Annotated in this window: 14 protein-coding genes and 1 tRNA gene; 3 read left to right on the top strand and 12 right to left on the bottom strand. The window is 72.4% G+C overall.

The genetic code is table 11. The annotated features are described in order from the left end of the window. Position 1: 1 nt before the first annotated feature. Positions 2–967: an SGNH/GDSL hydrolase family protein gene (locus EDF47_RS09260; RefSeq protein ID WP_133938706.1), complete on the bottom strand. Its 966-nt coding sequence runs from the start codon at positions 965–967 to the stop codon at positions 2–4. A 143-nt stretch (positions 968–1,110) separates the two neighbouring features. Between EDF47_RS09260 and EDF47_RS09255 the strand changes: the two genes are divergently transcribed. Next, positions 1,111–1,200 (top strand) — tRNA-Ser (locus EDF47_RS09255). Positions 1,201–1,302: 102 nt separating this feature from the next. Here EDF47_RS09255 and EDF47_RS09250 read toward each other — a convergent pair. The 9 genes from EDF47_RS09250 to EDF47_RS09210 form a co-directional block, all read right to left on the bottom strand. Further along, positions 1,303–1,722 (bottom strand): hypothetical protein, encoded by a 420-nt coding sequence (locus tag EDF47_RS09250; RefSeq protein WP_133938708.1) that lies wholly within the window; start codon positions 1,720–1,722, stop codon positions 1,303–1,305. Continuing rightward, entirely contained in the window at positions 1,722–1,946 is a 225-nt protein-coding gene (locus EDF47_RS09245) for a hypothetical protein (RefSeq protein WP_133938710.1), read from the bottom strand. Before EDF47_RS09245 ends, EDF47_RS09250 begins: the two co-directional genes overlap by 1 nt. Positions 1,947–2,233: 287 nt before the next feature. Further along, a complete protein-coding gene (locus tag EDF47_RS09240; protein WP_133938712.1) occupies positions 2,234–2,842 on the bottom strand; it encodes a biotin transporter BioY in 609 nt (202 codons plus the stop codon). A gap of 45 nt (positions 2,843–2,887) precedes the next feature. Further along, the gene (locus tag EDF47_RS09235) at positions 2,888–3,580 is read right to left on the bottom strand and encodes a TetR/AcrR family transcriptional regulator (RefSeq protein WP_133938714.1); all 693 of its coding nucleotides are present in this window, start codon (positions 3,578–3,580) and stop codon (positions 2,888–2,890) included. Between the two features lie 26 nt (positions 3,581–3,606). Next, positions 3,607–5,295 carry an allophanate hydrolase gene (atzF, locus tag EDF47_RS09230; RefSeq protein ID WP_133938716.1) on the bottom strand — a complete coding sequence of 563 codons (1,689 nt, stop codon included), beginning with the start codon at positions 5,293–5,295 and terminating at the stop codon, positions 3,607–3,609. Then, complete coding sequence (gene uca / locus EDF47_RS09225; RefSeq protein WP_133938718.1) at positions 5,292–8,963, bottom strand: urea carboxylase; 3,672 nt, start codon at positions 8,961–8,963, stop codon at positions 5,292–5,294. Before uca ends, atzF begins: the two co-directional genes overlap by 4 nt. Before the next feature lie 26 nt (positions 8,964–8,989). Next, complete coding sequence (locus EDF47_RS09220) at positions 8,990–9,694, bottom strand: urea amidolyase associated protein UAAP2 (protein WP_131880947.1); 705 nt, start codon at positions 9,692–9,694, stop codon at positions 8,990–8,992. After that, on the bottom strand, positions 9,694–10,533 hold the full coding sequence (locus EDF47_RS09215) for an urea amidolyase associated protein UAAP1 (protein WP_133938720.1): 840 nt from the start codon (positions 10,531–10,533) through the stop codon (positions 9,694–9,696). The genes EDF47_RS09220 and EDF47_RS09215 overlap by 1 nt, the downstream gene beginning before the upstream one ends. A 13-nt stretch (positions 10,534–10,546) precedes the next feature. Further along, on the bottom strand, positions 10,547–12,175 hold the full coding sequence (locus tag EDF47_RS09210; RefSeq protein WP_133938722.1) for an amino acid permease: 1,629 nt from the start codon (positions 12,173–12,175) through the stop codon (positions 10,547–10,549). Between the two features lie 224 nt (positions 12,176–12,399). On the opposite strand from EDF47_RS09210, the gene EDF47_RS09205 reads away from it, so the two are divergent. Beyond that, positions 12,400–13,419 carry a phosphotriesterase gene (locus EDF47_RS09205; protein ID WP_133938724.1) on the top strand — a complete coding sequence of 340 codons (1,020 nt, stop codon included), beginning with the start codon at positions 12,400–12,402 and terminating at the stop codon, positions 13,417–13,419. A gap of 46 nt (positions 13,420–13,465) precedes the next feature. Continuing rightward, positions 13,466–14,920, top strand: a complete 1,455-nt coding sequence (locus EDF47_RS09200; protein WP_111086482.1) for an aldehyde dehydrogenase family protein — start codon at positions 13,466–13,468, stop codon at positions 14,918–14,920. Here the strand turns inward: EDF47_RS09200 and EDF47_RS09195 are convergent. Both EDF47_RS09195 and EDF47_RS09190 read right to left on the bottom strand, forming a co-directional pair. Further along, on the bottom strand, positions 14,907–16,109 hold the full coding sequence (locus EDF47_RS09195) for an MFS transporter (RefSeq protein WP_159572869.1): 1,203 nt from the start codon (positions 16,107–16,109) through the stop codon (positions 14,907–14,909). The two genes, EDF47_RS09200 and EDF47_RS09195, sit on opposite strands and share 14 nt — an antisense overlap. Further along, entirely contained in the window at positions 16,106–16,612 is a 507-nt protein-coding gene (locus EDF47_RS09190) for a RidA family protein (protein ID WP_131844897.1), read from the bottom strand. The genes EDF47_RS09195 and EDF47_RS09190 overlap by 4 nt, the downstream gene beginning before the upstream one ends. Positions 16,613–16,619: the final 7 nt, after the last annotated feature.

Raw genomic sequence — 16,619 nt, 5'->3', positions numbered from 1 at the left:
GCTAGGCCGTGCCGCCGACATCGCCGGAGCGGTGCACCGGCTCGTCGGGCAGGGCGATCGACCCCGTCATCCGGTTGCGGATCCGTTCGACGGGATTCGGTCGGTTGGCGTGGTCGAGTGCCTCGGCACCGTCGGTGTCCTGCTCGGCACGAGCGTTCGCGACCGCCCCGGCCTCACGCCCGAGGTTCTCGGCCTCACGCGCCGAGAGGTAGTGCCGGATCGCCGCGACCGTGTCGACCCGGGCGTCGACCGCCGGCTCGAACGCGCTCGCCCAGACCTCGTACCCCCGGTCGTTCGGGTGGAACAGGTCGCCGTAGCTGTTGAAGAACGTGCGACGGACCCCGACCCGCTTCGTGATCGTGTGCAGCGGCGCCACGGTCAGCCCGAACTCGGCGGCCACACGGTGCACGATCTCGTTCGCCACCGCCACCTTGCGCTCACGGTCCGGCACGAACATGCACGGCAGCTCGGCCACCACGGCGTGCGACGGCACCGCGCCGTAGATCGCCCGGATGTTCCGCTCGAACTTGTCCGGGTCGAAGTCCGCGATGTCGTTCGCCCCGATCGACACCGTGCAGATGTCGGGTGTGTACTGCCGGAGCTTCGGCAACTGGTCGCGCTTGGCACCCCAGGTCGTCGAGCCCGAGACGCTCAGGTTCACGACCCGCACCGACTCGTGGGAACGGTGCCGGATCCGTCGCGCCAACAGGCCCACGTACCCGCGGGACGGCACCGTCGCGCCCACGCCCTGCGCCGCCGAGTCGCCGATCGCCACGTACAGGAGCTGCCCCTCGTGCTGCTGTCGCTCGTGCCACCAGTCGGCGTGGATCGGCAGCATGTCGACCACCCGTTGCGCAGCCGCCCGTTGGCCCTTGACGCCGGCCCGGGCCCCGACGGCGGCTGCCCCGAGGACACCGGCCCCACCGAGGACGGACGTCAGGAGTGCGATGAGCGTGCGGGTCTTCATGCCGTGGACGGTACGCCCGCAGGCCGAGTCGACGACGTGGGCGGCCTGTGGGTGTGGGAAGAGCCCTGGGGGTGACCGCCTGTGGAGGGCGAGCCGACGTCGGGTGGCGTGACGGGCCTCCCGGATCGTGTAAACTCTTTCCCGGTACCGTGTCCGAGCGGCCGAAGGATCATGTCTCGAAAACATGTGTGGGGGCAACTCCACCGTGGGTTCAAATCCCACCGGTACCGCCACTTCTCAGAAAACCCCCGTTCACGCGGGGGTTTTCTGCATTTCCAAGTGCAGCACCGATCGCCCTCGAGGGCGTGAGCGACCGGGGCGCTCTGCAGCCGGGTTCAGCGCCGCTTGCGGAGTGCGTTCGTCGCCCAGAGCGCGACGGCGATCAGCACGGGCTGGAACAGGAGCCGGACGAACCGCTTGGTGTCGGTGTCCAGGCCGAAGCCGTCACGGTGGTGCATCCACTGCGCGATGTTGCCGGGGAAGATCGCGGTGAAGAACACCGCTGCGACCCACCCGACGGTGGCCTGCCGGCGGACCAGCAGCATCAGGGCGGCACCGAGGGAGATCTCGGCGACGCCCGATGCCAGGACCGTGACGTCCGGGTCCAGGGGGACGAACTCCGGCACCTGGGCCCGGAACTCCTGGCGTGCGACCGTGAGGTGGCTGATGCCGGCCCAGGACATGGCCGCACCCAGCAGGATGCGGACGACGGTGCGGGGCTTGGTCGAGCGGGAAGTGCGGCGGCGGGAGGTCATCAGGGGCACGTGCCTTTCACAGGGGAGGGTGGAGCGGTGCGTCGACCGACGCTGCGGATGCGACGCCGGCGGGTGAGCTCGAACACGATCACTGCACCGGTCGCCGCGAGGAGGCCGACGCGATGCGCGCGGGCCACCGCCGTCGCGCCGGAGACGGCCAGTACTGCGGCGGCGACGGTTCCGACGGTGACGGTGCGGTCCTCGAGGTCGATGCCGGTGCGCACTGCTCCGAGTGCGGTCGCTGCGGCAGCGGCTGCGACCGCTGTCGCCGACCGTCGTCGGCTTCGTGCGAGGGTTGCGCCGGCTGCGATCTCCAGCAAGGGCACCAGCACTGCGTGCGGGAGGCCGGGGACGAAACCGCGCTCCCGCATCCGGTGCGCCCGGACCGGCAGGGGTCGCGTCATCGACGTGCCTGCTCCGTGCAGGGCGAGGAGCGTACCGGCGGACCGGATCATCGGTTGAGCGCAATCATGTTGTGCACAACCTAACACGATGGCCCGCCGAGTGCGCCTCAGCGGCCCGCGTCCCGCGCAGCCACGCGTCGCCGGACCGCCGCCGTCCACCCGAGCGAGATGGCACCGGCACCGAGCAGCGCCTTCACCGCACCGCCGAGGACGAACGGGTACAGCCCGAAAGCGAGCGTCTGCTGCAGGTCCAGCCCGAGCGACACCGCGAGCCAGACCATGCCGGCCGCGAAGGTCACGACGGTGCCGAGCGCGAAGGACAGCACGGAGTTGCGCAGGGGGCGGTCGCCGAAGCGTTCGGCGATCCACCCGACCAGGGCAGCGGCGGCGATGAACCCGACGATGTACCCGCCGGAGGGACTGACGAGCACGCCGAACCCGGCGGAGCCACCCGCGAAGACCGGCAGCCCGATGACTCCGAGCAGCGCGTAGACGAGCATCGACAGGGCACCGCGGCGAGCACCGAGGGCGCTGCCGACCAGGAGGACGGCGAGCGTCTGCCCGGTGATCGGGACGGGCCAGAGCGGGACGGACACCTGTGCGGCGCCGGCAGTGAGCAGTGCGCCGCCGAGGACGAGTGCCGTGCTCACGACCGCGGTGCGGGGGAGCAGGGCGTCGGCGAGCGGACGGTGTGCGGTGGGGGAGAGCGCGGTCATGGCAGAACCTCCAGATGGGGCGACGGAGACGTACGGAAGAGCTGGTCAGACGGTGACGGCGGCGAGCAGTGACTCGGCCTCGCGGCGGGCATCCGCCACGGCAGTGGTGTCGAGCCCGCACGCCCGCAGGCAGGTCGCGACGATGGCGTCGCGGTCGGCCTCCTCGACACCTCCGACGCGGCGGAGCTGGATGACGGTCTCGGCGAGCTGGATGAGGATCCCACCGAGCCGTGCCGGCGGGATCGCGACGGTGACGTCGGAGTCGGCGGCGAGCGACCCGAGGCGCCCGTAGGCGTCCCGCAGCTCGATCCGCTCGGCGCGGAACCCGTCGTAGCGCTCGCCCTGCACCTCGGGCAGCAGGTAGAGCGTGCCGATGTTGTGCGGGGTGCGGGCGAGGGTCTCCACGTCGATCAGGACGAGCGCGGCCAGGGCACCGGCGGCCGATGCCGACGAGGGCACCCGGGCTTCGAGGCCGCGGACGACCTCGAGGCTCGGCCGGACCGAGGTCGTCAGGAGCTCGACGAGCATGTCGTCCTTGCCGGCGAAGTGGTAGTACAGCGAGGCCTGCCGGATGCCGACCCGCTCCGCGATGGCCCGGGTCGAGGTCGCGCTGATGCCGTTCTCGACGAACAGGGCAGCGGCTGCGTCGAGGATCTGGTCGCGGGGGCTGAGCGCCGAGTCGGCGTTCGGGACGGCCCGCGGACGGCCGGGGCGTACGGGCCGGTCGTCGGAGGACATGCCCCCATCCTGACAGCCGGGGTCCGTCACGCCTGCTCCCGGTACGCGCGCCACCCGCCGTGGTGGGTGATGTCCCGGGCGCCCTCGACGGCGAAGGGTTCGACCAGGAAGCCGGTGACCTCGGCGCCGTCGTCGAGTGCCACGGTGCCGATGGCCATCGGCGCGGGCAGGCCTGCCACGAAGGTGCCGAACCCAGCGGCGGGCAGGCGCCAGACCTCACCGGCGATGCCGGATGGCGACGCGACACCCCCGCCGCCGGACGCGACCGGCCCCACGCGGACCAGCCCGGGCTTGGGCGGCACCGTGTCGAGGGCGTAGAGCCGGTAGTCGGACGCGGTGCGGGCCTCCCGGACGAACGATCCGCCGGACGCGACCAGCTGGCCGTTCAGCGGCTGGTCGCGGAGGTGCGCTCCGACGACCAGCAGGTCGACGGTGGGCGCGAGGAACGCGGCGCCGAGCGCCGCGAGCCGTCGGTCGGTGAACGCCGGACCGGTCAGCATGATCCCGAACGGCAGGCCGTCGACGAACCCGGCAGGGACGGCGAGCGAGGCCATGTCGAGCAGGTTGGCGAAGTTCGTGTACCGGCCCATCCGGCTGTTCGCGCCGATCGGATCGGCCGCGACCTCGTCGAGGGTGGGGTGCCACGTCGTGGTGGGCGTGAGGAGCGCTGTGGTGCCGGCGAGGGCGGCGCGTCCCGCGGCGCCGAGCACGTCGAGGCGTTCCTGGTCCGCGAAGAGGTCCGCTGCCGTGGGTCGGGCGCCACCCAGGACGATCGTGGCGACCGACGGGTCCAGGTCGTCGCCGACCAGGTCGCGGTGCGCCTCGACGTGCGCGCCGACGGCGGCGTACCGCTCGGCGACGAACGCGCCGTCGTAGAGCAGCGACGCTGCGTCGAGCAGGGGTGCGATGTCGACCTCGACCACCTGGTGGCCGAGTGCGCGGAAGCGCTCGACGGCCGCGGCGAAGGCCTCCGCCCAGCCGGGTGCGAGGCCCTCGAGCTGCGACGGCAGCGGGATCGCGATCCGCGGGACGGCCGGCACGTCGGCGAGGGCGACGTCGATGCGGGCGAGCGGGTCGGTGTCGTCCGGCCCGGCCATCAGCTCCGCCGCCGTGCGGGCGAGGTCGAGCGATCGGGCGAAGACCGTGACGCAGTCCTGCGAGCGGCAGGCCGGCACGACACCGGTGTTCGGCACCAGGCCCTTGGTCGGCTTCACGCCGACCAGGTTGCCGAGCGCCGCGGGCACGCGACCGGAGCCGGCGGTGTCGGTGCCGAGCGCGAAGTCGACGATGCCGAGCGCGACGGCGGTGGCGGAACCGCTCGACGACCCACCGGAGATCCGCGTCGGGTCCCACGCGTTCCGGACCGCGCCGAAGGGCGACCGGGTGCCGACCAGGCCGGTGGCGAACTGGTCGAGGTTCGTCTTGCCGACGACGACCGCGCCGGCGGCGCGCAGGCGGGCGACGGCGGTCGCGTCGGCGTCGGGTTCGTACGCGTAGGAGCGGGCGGCGGCGGTCGTGGGCAATCCGGCGACGTCGATGTTGTCCTTGACGGCGAACAGGAGTCCGGCGAGTGGGAGGGCCGGGTCGACGGCCTCGGCCTCCTGCAGGACCGCGGCGCGGTCGCGCAGGGTGATCCAGACCTCGGGCCGGTCGACGGCGTCGATGCGGTCGAAGGCGTCGCGGACGCGGTCCGCAGCGGCGCTCGCCGCGCTCACGCTCCCGCTCCGATCGCGGCCAGGACCTGCCCCGGTGCGACCTGGTCGCCCGGCTTGATGTAGACCTCCAACACGTGGCCTTCCACCGGTGCGTGCACCATCGACTCCATCTTCATCGCCTCCACTGCCAACAACTTCTGTCCCTCGTCCACCCGGTCGCCCGGTCGCACGTCCACCTGCCACACCGTCGAGGTGAAGGGTGCGGTCACGGCCGTCGCCCCGGCGGGAAGGACGACCTCGTCCGCCACGACGGCGGCCGGTTCGTCGCGCACGTCGAACTCGCCGGAGGCTCGCCACCGCTCCTTCTCCTCGCCGAACGCTCGCGCTTGCTGCGCCCGGAAGTCCGCGATCGAGCCCGCGTTCGCCTCGAGGAAGCGGTTGTACGAGGCGATCGAGAACTCGCCGTCGACGGTCTCGAACGAGCCCCGTCCGGCGTCGGTCTCGGCCCGCAGCTCGAGCAGCTCGTCGGCACCGACCGGGTACCACTCGATGCGATCGAAGAAGCGCAGCGCCCACGGGTCCTCCTGGAACAGCCCGCCGCGGCGGAACCGGTTCCAGATCTGCACGGTGCGCCCGACGAACTGGTAGCCGCCCGGCCCCTCCATGCCGTAGATGCAGAGGTACGCACCGCCGATCCCGACGGAGTTCTCGGCGGTCCAGGTGCGGGCCGGGTTGTACTTCGTCGTCACGAGACGGTGCCGGGGGTCGAGCGGTGTGGCGACCGGGGCGCCGAGGTAGACGTCGCCCAGGCCGAGCACGAGGTAGCTCGCGTCGAAGACGGTGCGGAAGACGTCGTCGACGCTCTCCAGACCGTTGATGCGCCGGATGAACTCGATGTTCCAGGGGGTCCACGGAGCGTCGTTCCGCACGCCGTTCATGTAGCGCTCGATGGCGAGGCGTGTGGCGGGGTCGTCCCACGACAACGGGAGCTTGACGGTGCGCGACGGCACGACGAGCTGGTCGGTGGGCGGGATCTCGTCCTCGAGTTCGCGGAGGAGCCCGGCCACGTCACGGGCCTTCAGGACCGACGCGTCGGTGTGCACCTGCAGCGAGCGGATGCCCGGGGTGATGTCGAGGACGCCCTTCGGCGCCTCCTGCTGCAGCTTCGTCATGAGCGCGTGCACGCGCATGCGCAGCGCGATGTCGAGCGTCATGTCGCCGTACTCGACGAGCACGTTGTCGTCGCCGTCGCGTCGGTAGGCGACGCTCGGACGGACGTCGGTCGCCTCCAGGCGGGTGATCACGCCGTCGTCGCCGTCGCCCCCGGTGCGGGGGACGGTCCGGGAGGCCCGGTTCGCCTCGAGCGCGGCGGCGTCGGCTTCGCGGACGGGGACGAACCGGACCGTGTCACCTGGTCGGAGCTGGCCCAGCTTCCACAGGTCGCCGCTGGCGACCACGGCGGGGCAGACGAAGCCGCCGAGCGAGGGCCCGTCCGGCCCCAAGATGATCGGGGTGTCGCCGGTGAAGTCGATCGCACCGACCGCGTACGGGGTGTCGTGGATGTTCGAGGGGTGGAGGCCGGCCTCGCCACCGTCCGTCCGCGCCCACTCGGGTCGGGGCCCGATGAGCCGGATGCCGGTGCGCGCCGAGTTGTGGTGCACGCCGTAGTCGGTGGCGTAGAAGACGTCCAGGTCCGCGCGGGTGAAGAAGTCCGGGGCGGCGTGCGGCCCCTCGGTCACGGCGATCTCCCACGCGTCGGTGAGTGCCGTGCGGTGCTCGGCCGGGGTCGGACCGCCGACCAGGCCCAGGCGGGCGCCCCCGGGGAAGGCGGGGTGCGGCGCGTCGGAGTCCGGGGAGCCCGGCCGCAGGACGTCGCCGGCGAGCAGCGCGCGACCGGCATGGCCGCCGAAGCCGCCGAGCGTGAACGTGGCGGTGGAGCCGAGGTAGGTGGGGACGTCGAAGCCACCGCGGACGGCCAGGTAGGTGCGCAGGCCGGGCCCGGGCCCGGGCGCCGTCCCGACCGCCAGGGTCTGTCCGGCGCCGACGTCGATCGGCTCCCAGAGCGGGACGGGATCACCGTCGAGGGTCGCGGGCGCCGGTGCGCCGGTGAGCGCGACGACGGCGGCGGTCGAGAAGCGCAGCGTCGGACCCGTCGCCGTGATCTCGAGCGCGGGGGCGCCGTCGGGGTTGCCCACGGCGCGGTTCGCCTCGGCGAACGACGCGGCGTCGAACGGTCCGCTCGGCGGGACGCCCACCTGCCAGTACCCGACCCGGCCGGGCAGGTCCTGGATCATCGTCATGGTGCCCGGGGCGAGGACGTCGATGCGCGGGTCCGGGTCGTCGGTCTCGTCGAGCGTCGAGGTGGAGTGCGTGGCGGTGCGGAGCTCGAGGTCGTCGGTCAGCGCACGGAGCAGCCCGGTGTTCGTCACGATGCCGTCGATCCGCGTGGCGGCGAGGCCGTCGCGCAGCCGGTCGAGGGCGTCGTCGCGGGTCTCGCCGGTGGCGATGACCTTCGCGAGCATCGGATCGTAGAACGCCGAGACCTCGGAGCCGGTCTCGACCCAGCCGTCGACGCGGAGTCCGCTCGGGTCGCCGGACTCGGTGGTCGCGCTCGGGAACACCGCCTGGGTGACGAGGCCGCTCGAGGGCAGCGAGCCCTTCGCCGGGTCCTCGGCGTAGACGCGTGCCTCGACGGCGTGGCCGTTCGGGGTCCAGGTGCGGTCGAAGACGTCGTCGTCGATGCCGTCGGCGCCGTCACGAGCCAGGCGGAGCATGAGGTCGACGAGGTCGACTCCGAACACCTCCTCGGTCACCGGGTGCTCGACCTGCAGGCGGGTGTTCACCTCGAGGAACGACGCCTCTTCGCGGACCGGGTCGTAGACGAACTCGACGGTGCCGGCGCTGCGGTACCCGACGCTCGCGGCCAGGCGACGGGCGGACTCGTGCAGCTCGCTGCGGACGTGCTCGGGCAGCGCGGGCGCCGGGGCCTCCTCGATGACCTTCTGGTTCCGACGCTGCAACGAGCAGTCCCGGTCGCCGATCACCGCGACGCGCCCGTGGCCGTCGCCGAAGAGCTGGACCTCGACGTGCCGGGCCGGTCGCACCAGGCGTTCGAGGAAGATGCCGGCGGACCCGAAGGCCGCGGTGGCCGTGCGGGTGACGCTCGTGTAGGCCTCGCGGACCTCGTCGAGGGTCGCGCACGCCTGCATGCCGATGCCGCCGCCGCCACCGGTGGCCTTGAGCATCACCGGCAGGCCGATGCGCTCGGCCTCGGCCACGGCGTCGTCGACGCTCTCGAGCAGGCCGGTGCCGGCGAGCATCGGGACCCCGGCTGCGGCGGCGAGCTCGCGAGCGGTGTGCTTCGCGCCGAAGCGGACGATCTGGTCGGCGGTCGGCCCGACGAACCGGATGCCGGCGTCCTCGCAGGCGCGGGCGAAGTCCGTGTTCTCCGACAGGAACCCGTAGCCGGGGTGGACCAAGCCGGCGCCGGTGTCCTTCGCTGCCTGCACCACGGCGTCGATGCGCAGGTAGGAGTCGCGGGCGGGCGCCGGGCCGAGGCGGACGGCGACGTCGGCTTCGCGGACGTGCGGCGCGGCGCGGTCGGCGTCGGAGTAGACGGCGACGGTGCGCATGCCGAGGGCCTTGGCGGAGCGGATCACCCGGCGGGCGATCTCGCCGCGGTTGGCGACGAGGACGGTGTCGGTGGAGAGCGCGGGTGGCTGGGGCACGGTGTCCTCCGTGTCGGGTGCGGCGATCACGGCTGGACCACGATCATGCGCAGCGGGGTGCAGGAGAAGTCGTTGCACGGGTTGTTCATCTGGGGGCAGTTCGACACGATGACGAGCACGTCGCGTTCGGCCCGGACGGCGACGCGCTTGCCCGGTGCGCTCATGCCGTCGACGATCCCGAGGGCGCCGTCGGCCTCGACCGGGACGTTCATGAACCAGTTGAGGTTCGAGACGATGTCGCGGGCGCCGAGGCCGTGCCGGCCGGCCTCGGCCAGGAAGTTCTCGCGGCAGCCGTGCTGGTACTGGGTGTGGTGGCCGTACCGCAGGGTGTTGGACTCCTTCGAGCACGCGCCGCCGATGGTGTCCTGCCGGTCGATCTCGTTGGCGACGACCGTCATGAGCGGGTGCCCCTCGTTCGACATCAGCACGGTGCCGGTGCGGACGTAGGCGTTCCCCTGGGCCGCGAGGGTGTCCGGGACGCTGTAGCGCTCGTCGGGGTCGTGCGCGTCGTAGACCAGGCAGTCGGCGCTCTGGTTGCCGCCGACGTCGACGATCGTGAGCACCTCGCCGGCGCGGACGACGGCGGACCAGGGCGCGAGCGGCTCGACCCGGTCGTCGCGGACGACGTCGCCGGGCACGAGGGACTCGCTCCAGTCCAGGGCGACGTCGGGGGCGTGGACGGCGCCGACCGGGACGGTGGAGGTGCGGGTGTGCGTCGTCGTGTCGGGCATCAGAGGCCTCGTGCTTCCGCGTAGTCGATGGCGTTCAGGTAGGCGCGGGTGAGTTCCGGCGTCGCCGTGAACCGCTCGTCCGCGTCGGTCGTCGGTGCCCCACGCCAGGCGTGCACCCGGAGCGGGCCGACGGCGTACTCCGGCCGGGGGTCGATCGGGTGCGCGACGTTCGCGACGAGCACGAGCAGCGGCAGCTCGGCGACGAGGGTGACGTGGTGCCCGGCTCCGGCCGACCCCGTGAAGGTCATCGCCCCCTCGTCGTCGATCCGGACACCCTGGAAGAACGAGACGCTCGGCGGCAGGTCACGCCTCGTCAGCCCGTGCTTGGCGGCGGCCTTCACGAAGAGCGACCGGCCGCTCGGGCTGAGCCCCTCGGGTGCCGCACCGCCGTACTTCCGCTCGTTCCAGGCGTCCGTCGACGTGCCGCAGAAGGCGTCGTGGTGCCCCGAGGTGTCCTCGACCACCGTCGCCAGGGCACGGCCGTCCCCGCTGAGCAGCGGCGTGCCGACGCCGAGGTAGGCCTGCCACGGGATCTTCTGCGTGTCGGCGACGTTCAACCGCTCCCACGGTTCGAGCGCGTTGAACACCAGGAGGTTGGCGCAGGCCTGCCCCGTCGGGTCGTCGAAGCGGAGACGAGAGCCCCTGGCCAGGATCTTGTGCGTGTACCCGCCGGGGGCCACCGTCTCTGCCCAGACGAGCTGTGCGCGGTCCACGCCCTCGGGGGCGAACGGGGACGTCGACGCCGGCAGGTACGGCATGTACTCGGACTGCGTCCCGGCCTGGGCGCGCGCATCGGAACGCGAGGCGAGCACGCTGTCGGTCTGGTGGAGGTCGCGCATGGGGTTCCTTCGGTCAGGCTTCGACGGTCGCAGTCGCGGAGGCGGGTGCCTGGACGGCGGGGACCGAGGCGGTGGACGGGACCTCGGCGAGGGTGATCGGTCCGTGCGCACGGTGCCGCCGGGCCGACCACACCCAACCCACGAGCAGGACGGCGCCGATGAACAGCAGTGCGCTGTACTGCAGCCACCACGAGTTCCCGGTCAGGTCGTAGATCTCCGGGCGCGGCCAGATGAGGTTGACCGCCATGCCGATCTGGAAGGCGACGGCGAGGGCGTTGAGCGGGATGCCCCACCGGCCGAGTGTGAACAGCGGCTTGCCGTCCTCGTCCACGCCGGCGGGGAAGCCGGACCGTCGGAGCCGGATGCGTTGGACCAGCAGGGGGCCGGTGACGCCGAGGTAGGCCAGGTAGAGCATCGCGATGCACAGGCTGGACAGGGCGGTGAAGATCGCGGACTGACCGATGTTCACGGCGAGTGCGAGGGCGGCGCCGACACCGACGACGATCGACGCGGCGATCGGTGTCCCGGTCCGGGGTGAGACCCGAGCGAGCGTGCGGTGGAAGGGCAGGGCCTTCTCGCGGGCCATCGAGTAGACCATGCGCGCACCGGCGGTCTGCACGGCGAGGGTGCAGGCGAACACGGCGACCGCGACGGTGCAGAGCAGCAGCCGGCCGAAGACGTCGCCGAGCGTCGAGGTGATCACCCAGGCGAGTCCCTGCGTCGCCAGTTTGCCGTCGGTCAGGCTCGGGGCGGCGACCAGGGCACCGATGATGAGCAGCCCACCGCCGAGGCCGGAGACGGTGAGCGCGCGGACGATGGTCTTCGGGGTGGTCCGGCGGGGGTTGTGCGTCTCCTCGGCGAGCTCACCGGCGGAGTCGAAGCCGACCATCACGTAGGCAGCCATCAGGGACGATGCCAGGAACGCCCAGACGTACGGTTCGGTGCTCGTCGAGCCGGCGGTCGTGAACACCACCGCAGGGCTGCGGTGCGGCAGCAGGAAGAGCGCGCCGATGAGCACGACGACGCCGATGATCTCGATCAGCACGCCGAAGCTCGTGACCCGCGCCATCAGCCGGACGCTCGTGATGTTCACCAGGGTCGTCACGACGAGCATCACGATGCCGAGCACCACCGCGTTCGCAGCACCGGTCGACGAGGCGAGGGAGGGGTCGGCTCCGGGGCCGCCGACGACCTGGAACCCGTTCCAGATCGCGGGGAGCACGGCCTGCACCGCGATGGCCGCGACGGCCACGGTGAGGATCTGCCCGATGATCATCGTCCACCCGGTGAACCACCCGAAGCGCGCGCCCGCCAGACGACTGGACCACTGGAAGATCGCGCCCGAGATCGGCCACCGGGCGGCGAGCTGCGCGAAGTTCAGCGCGACGAGCAGCTGGCCGCCGAAGACGAGCGGCCAGGCCCAGAAGAAGGCGGCACCGCCGAGTCCGAACCCGAGGCCGAACAGCTGGAAGACGGTGGTCAGGATCGAGACGAACGAGAACCCGGCCGCGAACGACGAGAACGAGCCGACCCCGCGGTGGAGTTCCTGCTCGTAGCCGAGTCGGGCGGAGCCCTGGGTGTCGACGGGGTCGACGCTGGACGTGGCGCGCGGTGCGTGGAGCGGTGACTCTGGAGAGCGCATGGCTGCAGACCTTTCGCGGAGTACCTATCGGGCGACAGGTAGTGCGACCAGTGTCGTGCGGACCCGTGTCGCCGTCGTTGCCCGGCTGTTTCGGGCACGTGACGGAAGGGGGCCGCGTGTAAACGTTCGGAGTCGAGCGAGGAGCTCGGCGACACGTGTGGACAAGAGGGATCCAAACCGATGTAGATTGGATCCGTCAAGTCCGCCACCGCGAAAGGCACGTCGTGATCCAGACCGTCCTCGGCCCCGTCGAGTCGTCCGGGATCGGTGCGGTGTCGATGCACGAGCACCTGCTGACCGACGCGAGTGCCCTGCAGCGACCCGGTGTCGAAGCGCTGGAGCCGAGCCTCGCGGTCACCGCGGACCTGGCTGCCGCCCTGCGGTGGAGCCAGCTCGCACTCGCGGACAACCTGCGCCTCGACGACGTCGACCTGCTCGCCGACGAACTCCGCACCGCGCGGAACAGCGGCCTCGGGCTCGCCGTCGACCTGAGCTCCCTCGGCTTCGGCCCCGACCACGCCCGGCTGCCCGAACTGTCACGGGCGTGCGGCGTCGGGATCGTCGCCGGCTACGGGGCCTACCTGCCACGACTGCTGCCCGAGTGGTACCTCGACCTGGACACCGACGGGCGACAGGGGCTCTTCGAACGGGCACTGACGGACTCGGTGCCCGGCACCACGTACCGCGCCGGGCTGCTCGGCCTGATGGGGACGACGACGGCGTTCGCGACCGCCGACGGACTCGAGGAACGCCGCAGTCTCACGGCGGCTGCACGAGCGGCGGCGACCACCGGCGCGGCCGTCGCCGTCCGGCTGGCCGCCGACGCCCGGAACGGCCTCGAGGTGCTCGCGCACGTCGTGGCCGAGGGGGTCGACCCGAGCCGGGTCGTGTTCTCGACCGTCGACGAGTTCCTCGACCTGCCCTACCTGCGCGACCTCGGCCAGGCAGGAGCCGTGCTCGAACTCTGCTTCGGCAACGAGGGCTCGCACGTCGGTCGCATCCGCAACGCCAGCGATCCGCAACGGCTCGACGCCTTCCTGACCCTGCGCGAGAGCGACCCCGACACCCGCTGGGTCTTCGGTCACGCCACCTGGACGAAGGGCCAGCTCCGTCGGTACGGCGGACACGGCCTCGACCACCTGACCGCCCGGGTCGTCCCCGGCCTCCGCGCACTCGGCGTACCCGACGAGGTCCTCACCCGGATCACGGTCGACGAGCCCGCTCGACTGCTCGACCGCCCCTGACCGAGCACCTCGACCCACCGCACCCACGTCCCACGGAGGAACCGTCATGAGAGACACGCTCGCACCCCTGGCCCCGCTCGAGCCGTTCCTCGTCGACGGCACCTGGACCGCACCCGACGGCGCCGAACTCCTCGACGTGCTCGACCCCGCCACCGAGGTGCTGCTCACCCGGGTGCCGCAGGCCGGTCCCGCCGACGTCGACGCCGCCGTGGCCGCCGCGCGCCGGGCACACGAGGACCGCCGGTGGAGCGGGATGAGCCCGCACGACCGCAGCCGCATCCTGAACCGCGTCGCGGACCTGATCGAGGAGCGGCTCGAGGAACTCGCCGTGCTCGAGACCCGCGACAACGGCAAGCCGATCGAGCGCTCCCGCGCCGACACCGCGACCTCGGCCCGGGTGTTCCGCTACTACGCCGGCGCTCCCTCGCGCCTGACCGGCACGGTCGTCCCCGTCGACGGCGGAGCGCACCACGTGTACACGACCCTCGAACCGGTCGGCGTCGCGGCGCTCATCCTGCCCTGGAACTTCCCGATCATGACCGGCGCGTTCAAGCTCGCACCGGCGCTCGCCGCGGGCTGCACGGTGGTCGTCAAGCCGGCCGAGCAGACCCCGCTCACGATGCTCCGGGTCGCCGCGATCTGCGAGGAAGCCGGTGTGCCCGCCGGCGTCGTCAACGTCCTGACCGGCGACGGCCGGGTCGGTGCCGCGCTCACCGCGCACCCCGGTGTCGACAAGGTCTCGTTCACCGGCAGCACCGAGGTCGGCCGCAAGGTGATGACCGCCGCGAGTGCGGACTTCAAGCGCCTGACCCTCGAGCTCGGCGGCAAGAGCCCGAACATCGTGTTCGAGGACGCCGACCTCGACGCCGTCGTCCTCACCGCCATGCGTGCGTCGTTCGGGCACTCCGGCCAGATGTGCACCGCGGGCAGCCGCCTGCTCGTGCAGCGGTCGGTCCTCGACGAGGTCACCGAGCGCCTGGTCGCCGCCGTCCGGAAGGTCCCCGTCGGCGACGGGCTCGACGGCGGGATCACCGTCGGACCGCTCGTGTCCGAGGAGCAGCGGCAGCAGGTGCTCGGGTACATCGAGCAGGGCAAGGCCGAGGGGGCGACGGTCGCGGTCGGCGGCGGCGTGCCCGAGCGCCCGGGCTACTACGTCGAGCCGACGCTCTTCACCGGCGTCTCGAACACGATGACCATCGCGCGCGAGGAGATCTTCGGGCCCGTCGTCGGTGTCATCCCGTTCGACGACGAGGACGAGGCGATCGCCATCGCGAACGACCAGACGTACGGCCTCGCCGCCGGGGTCTGGACCCGCGACCTGTCCCGCGCCCACCGGATGGGCCAGCGGCTGCACGCCGGCACCGTGTGGGTGAACACCTACAACCTGTTCGACCCGGCACTGTCCTTCGGCGGGGTCGGCGAGTCCGGCCTCGGTCGCGACCTCGGCGAAGAGGCCCTGCGCGCGTTCTGCGAGTCGAAGAGCGTCGTCATCGCGCTCTGAGGTCGCGACCGGTGCCGCCGCCGTCGTGCCTGCCGAGTGCGGGCACCGCGGCGAGCTGCAAGGCGGCGAGGACGACGAGCGCCCACCCGGAACCGACCGCCGACACCAGGACCCCGCCCACGAGTGAGCCGACGGCGTAGCCCGCGCTGGTGACGGCCGAGAAGACGCCGACGCCGGTGGCCCGGGTGCGGTCGTCGAGCGTCCGGGTGCTCAGGATCGTGAGCGTCGGGAACAGCGGCGAGTACCCGGCACCGACCAGGACGGCACCGGCGGCCGCGGTCGGGAAGTCGTGTGCGACCGCGAGGACGACCAGCCCTGCGGCGAGGACGACCAGGGCTCCTCGTGCGGTGCGGACGGGCCCGATCCGGTCCGGCAGTCCGCCGAGGAGCAGTCGCACCCCGACGACGCTCGCTGCGAAGACCGTGAAGACGTTCGCGGCCCCGGTCAGTCCCTGCGCGCCGACGCCCTGCCCGACCAGGTGCTGGATGAGGAACGCGATCATGAAGCCCTCGGCCGCCCAGGCCACGAGTCCCGCCGCGCCCGGTCGTACGACGGCCCGCAGCACCGCCGCGAGACCCGCACCGGCCGGTCGCGCCGGGCTGCGGTGCACCGGAGCCGATCCGCCCCGCGTGAGCAGTGCCACTCCGAGCCCGGCGAGCTGGATGCCGATCGCGACGACCCACACGGTGCGGTGTCCGGCCGACTGGTACAGGTTCTCGCCGACCACGGGCCCCAGGGCGAGACCGATCCAGACGGCGAGCCCGAACAGGCCGAGTGCGCGGCTCCGCTGGGTCACCGGCACCTCGGCGACGACCCAGGCAGTGAGGGCGGTGGCGGTGGCCGCGTTGCCGGCGCCGAAGACGAGCCGGCTGACCGCGAGGCTCGGGACGCTCAGCGCGACGAGCACGATGCCGAGTCCGGCTGCCGCCAGCAACCCGGCACCGAGGAGGACACGTCGTGGACCGAGCCGGTCGCTCAGGATGCCGGCGAGTGGCATCGCGCCGATCGCCACGAACCCCGCGAGCGACACGAGCAGCCCACCGACGGCGGGGTCGGCGCCGAGCTGGTCCGTCGCCACCCGTGGCACCACCGGGGTGCTCGCACCGTTGACGACGTAGCCGGCGGTCGACGCCACGACGAGGAGCCAGAACGCGGTCCCCCGCGTGCCGGTCTCGGCGAGCGGTCTCACTCCCCGGCTCGGCGGGGGCGGCACTCCAGGCTGAGCCAGAGCTCGAAGCAGGCGCTCCGTGACAGGGCGGTCGCACCGATCGACGCGCGGCCCATCCGGCCGACGTCCGGTCCGAAGACGTCGAACAGCAGGTCGCTGGCCGCGTTCGACACCTGGTTGAGCTGCTCGAACCCGGGCGGGCAGAGGACGAAGCACAGCCCGCGGGACAGCGCAGTGACCTCGTCGAGCGAGCCGAGGGCGTAGCGGATCATGCCGAGGGCGTTGACCGCGGTGTAGCGGGCCGCTTCACGAGCCTGCTCGAGGGTGATGTCGACCCCGACCGACCCCGGGTGCAGCATCGTGCCGTCCCGTGACTCCGGGGTCATGCCGCTCAGCTCCAGCAGGTCGCCGGTGCGGTGGAACGCGCGGAGCGAGCTGCCGTACCGGCCACCGTAGGGCGGGTTCGCGTAGTCCGGGATGACGAGTCCGAGTTCCTGCGCGCGGGCTTCAGCGGAGTGCTCCATGGGACAA

The organism is Curtobacterium sp. PhB190 (assembly GCF_004365385.1).
GTDB lineage: Bacteria > Actinomycetota > Actinomycetes > Actinomycetales > Microbacteriaceae > Curtobacterium.
This window is presented reverse-complemented; position numbering and strand designations above follow the sequence as displayed.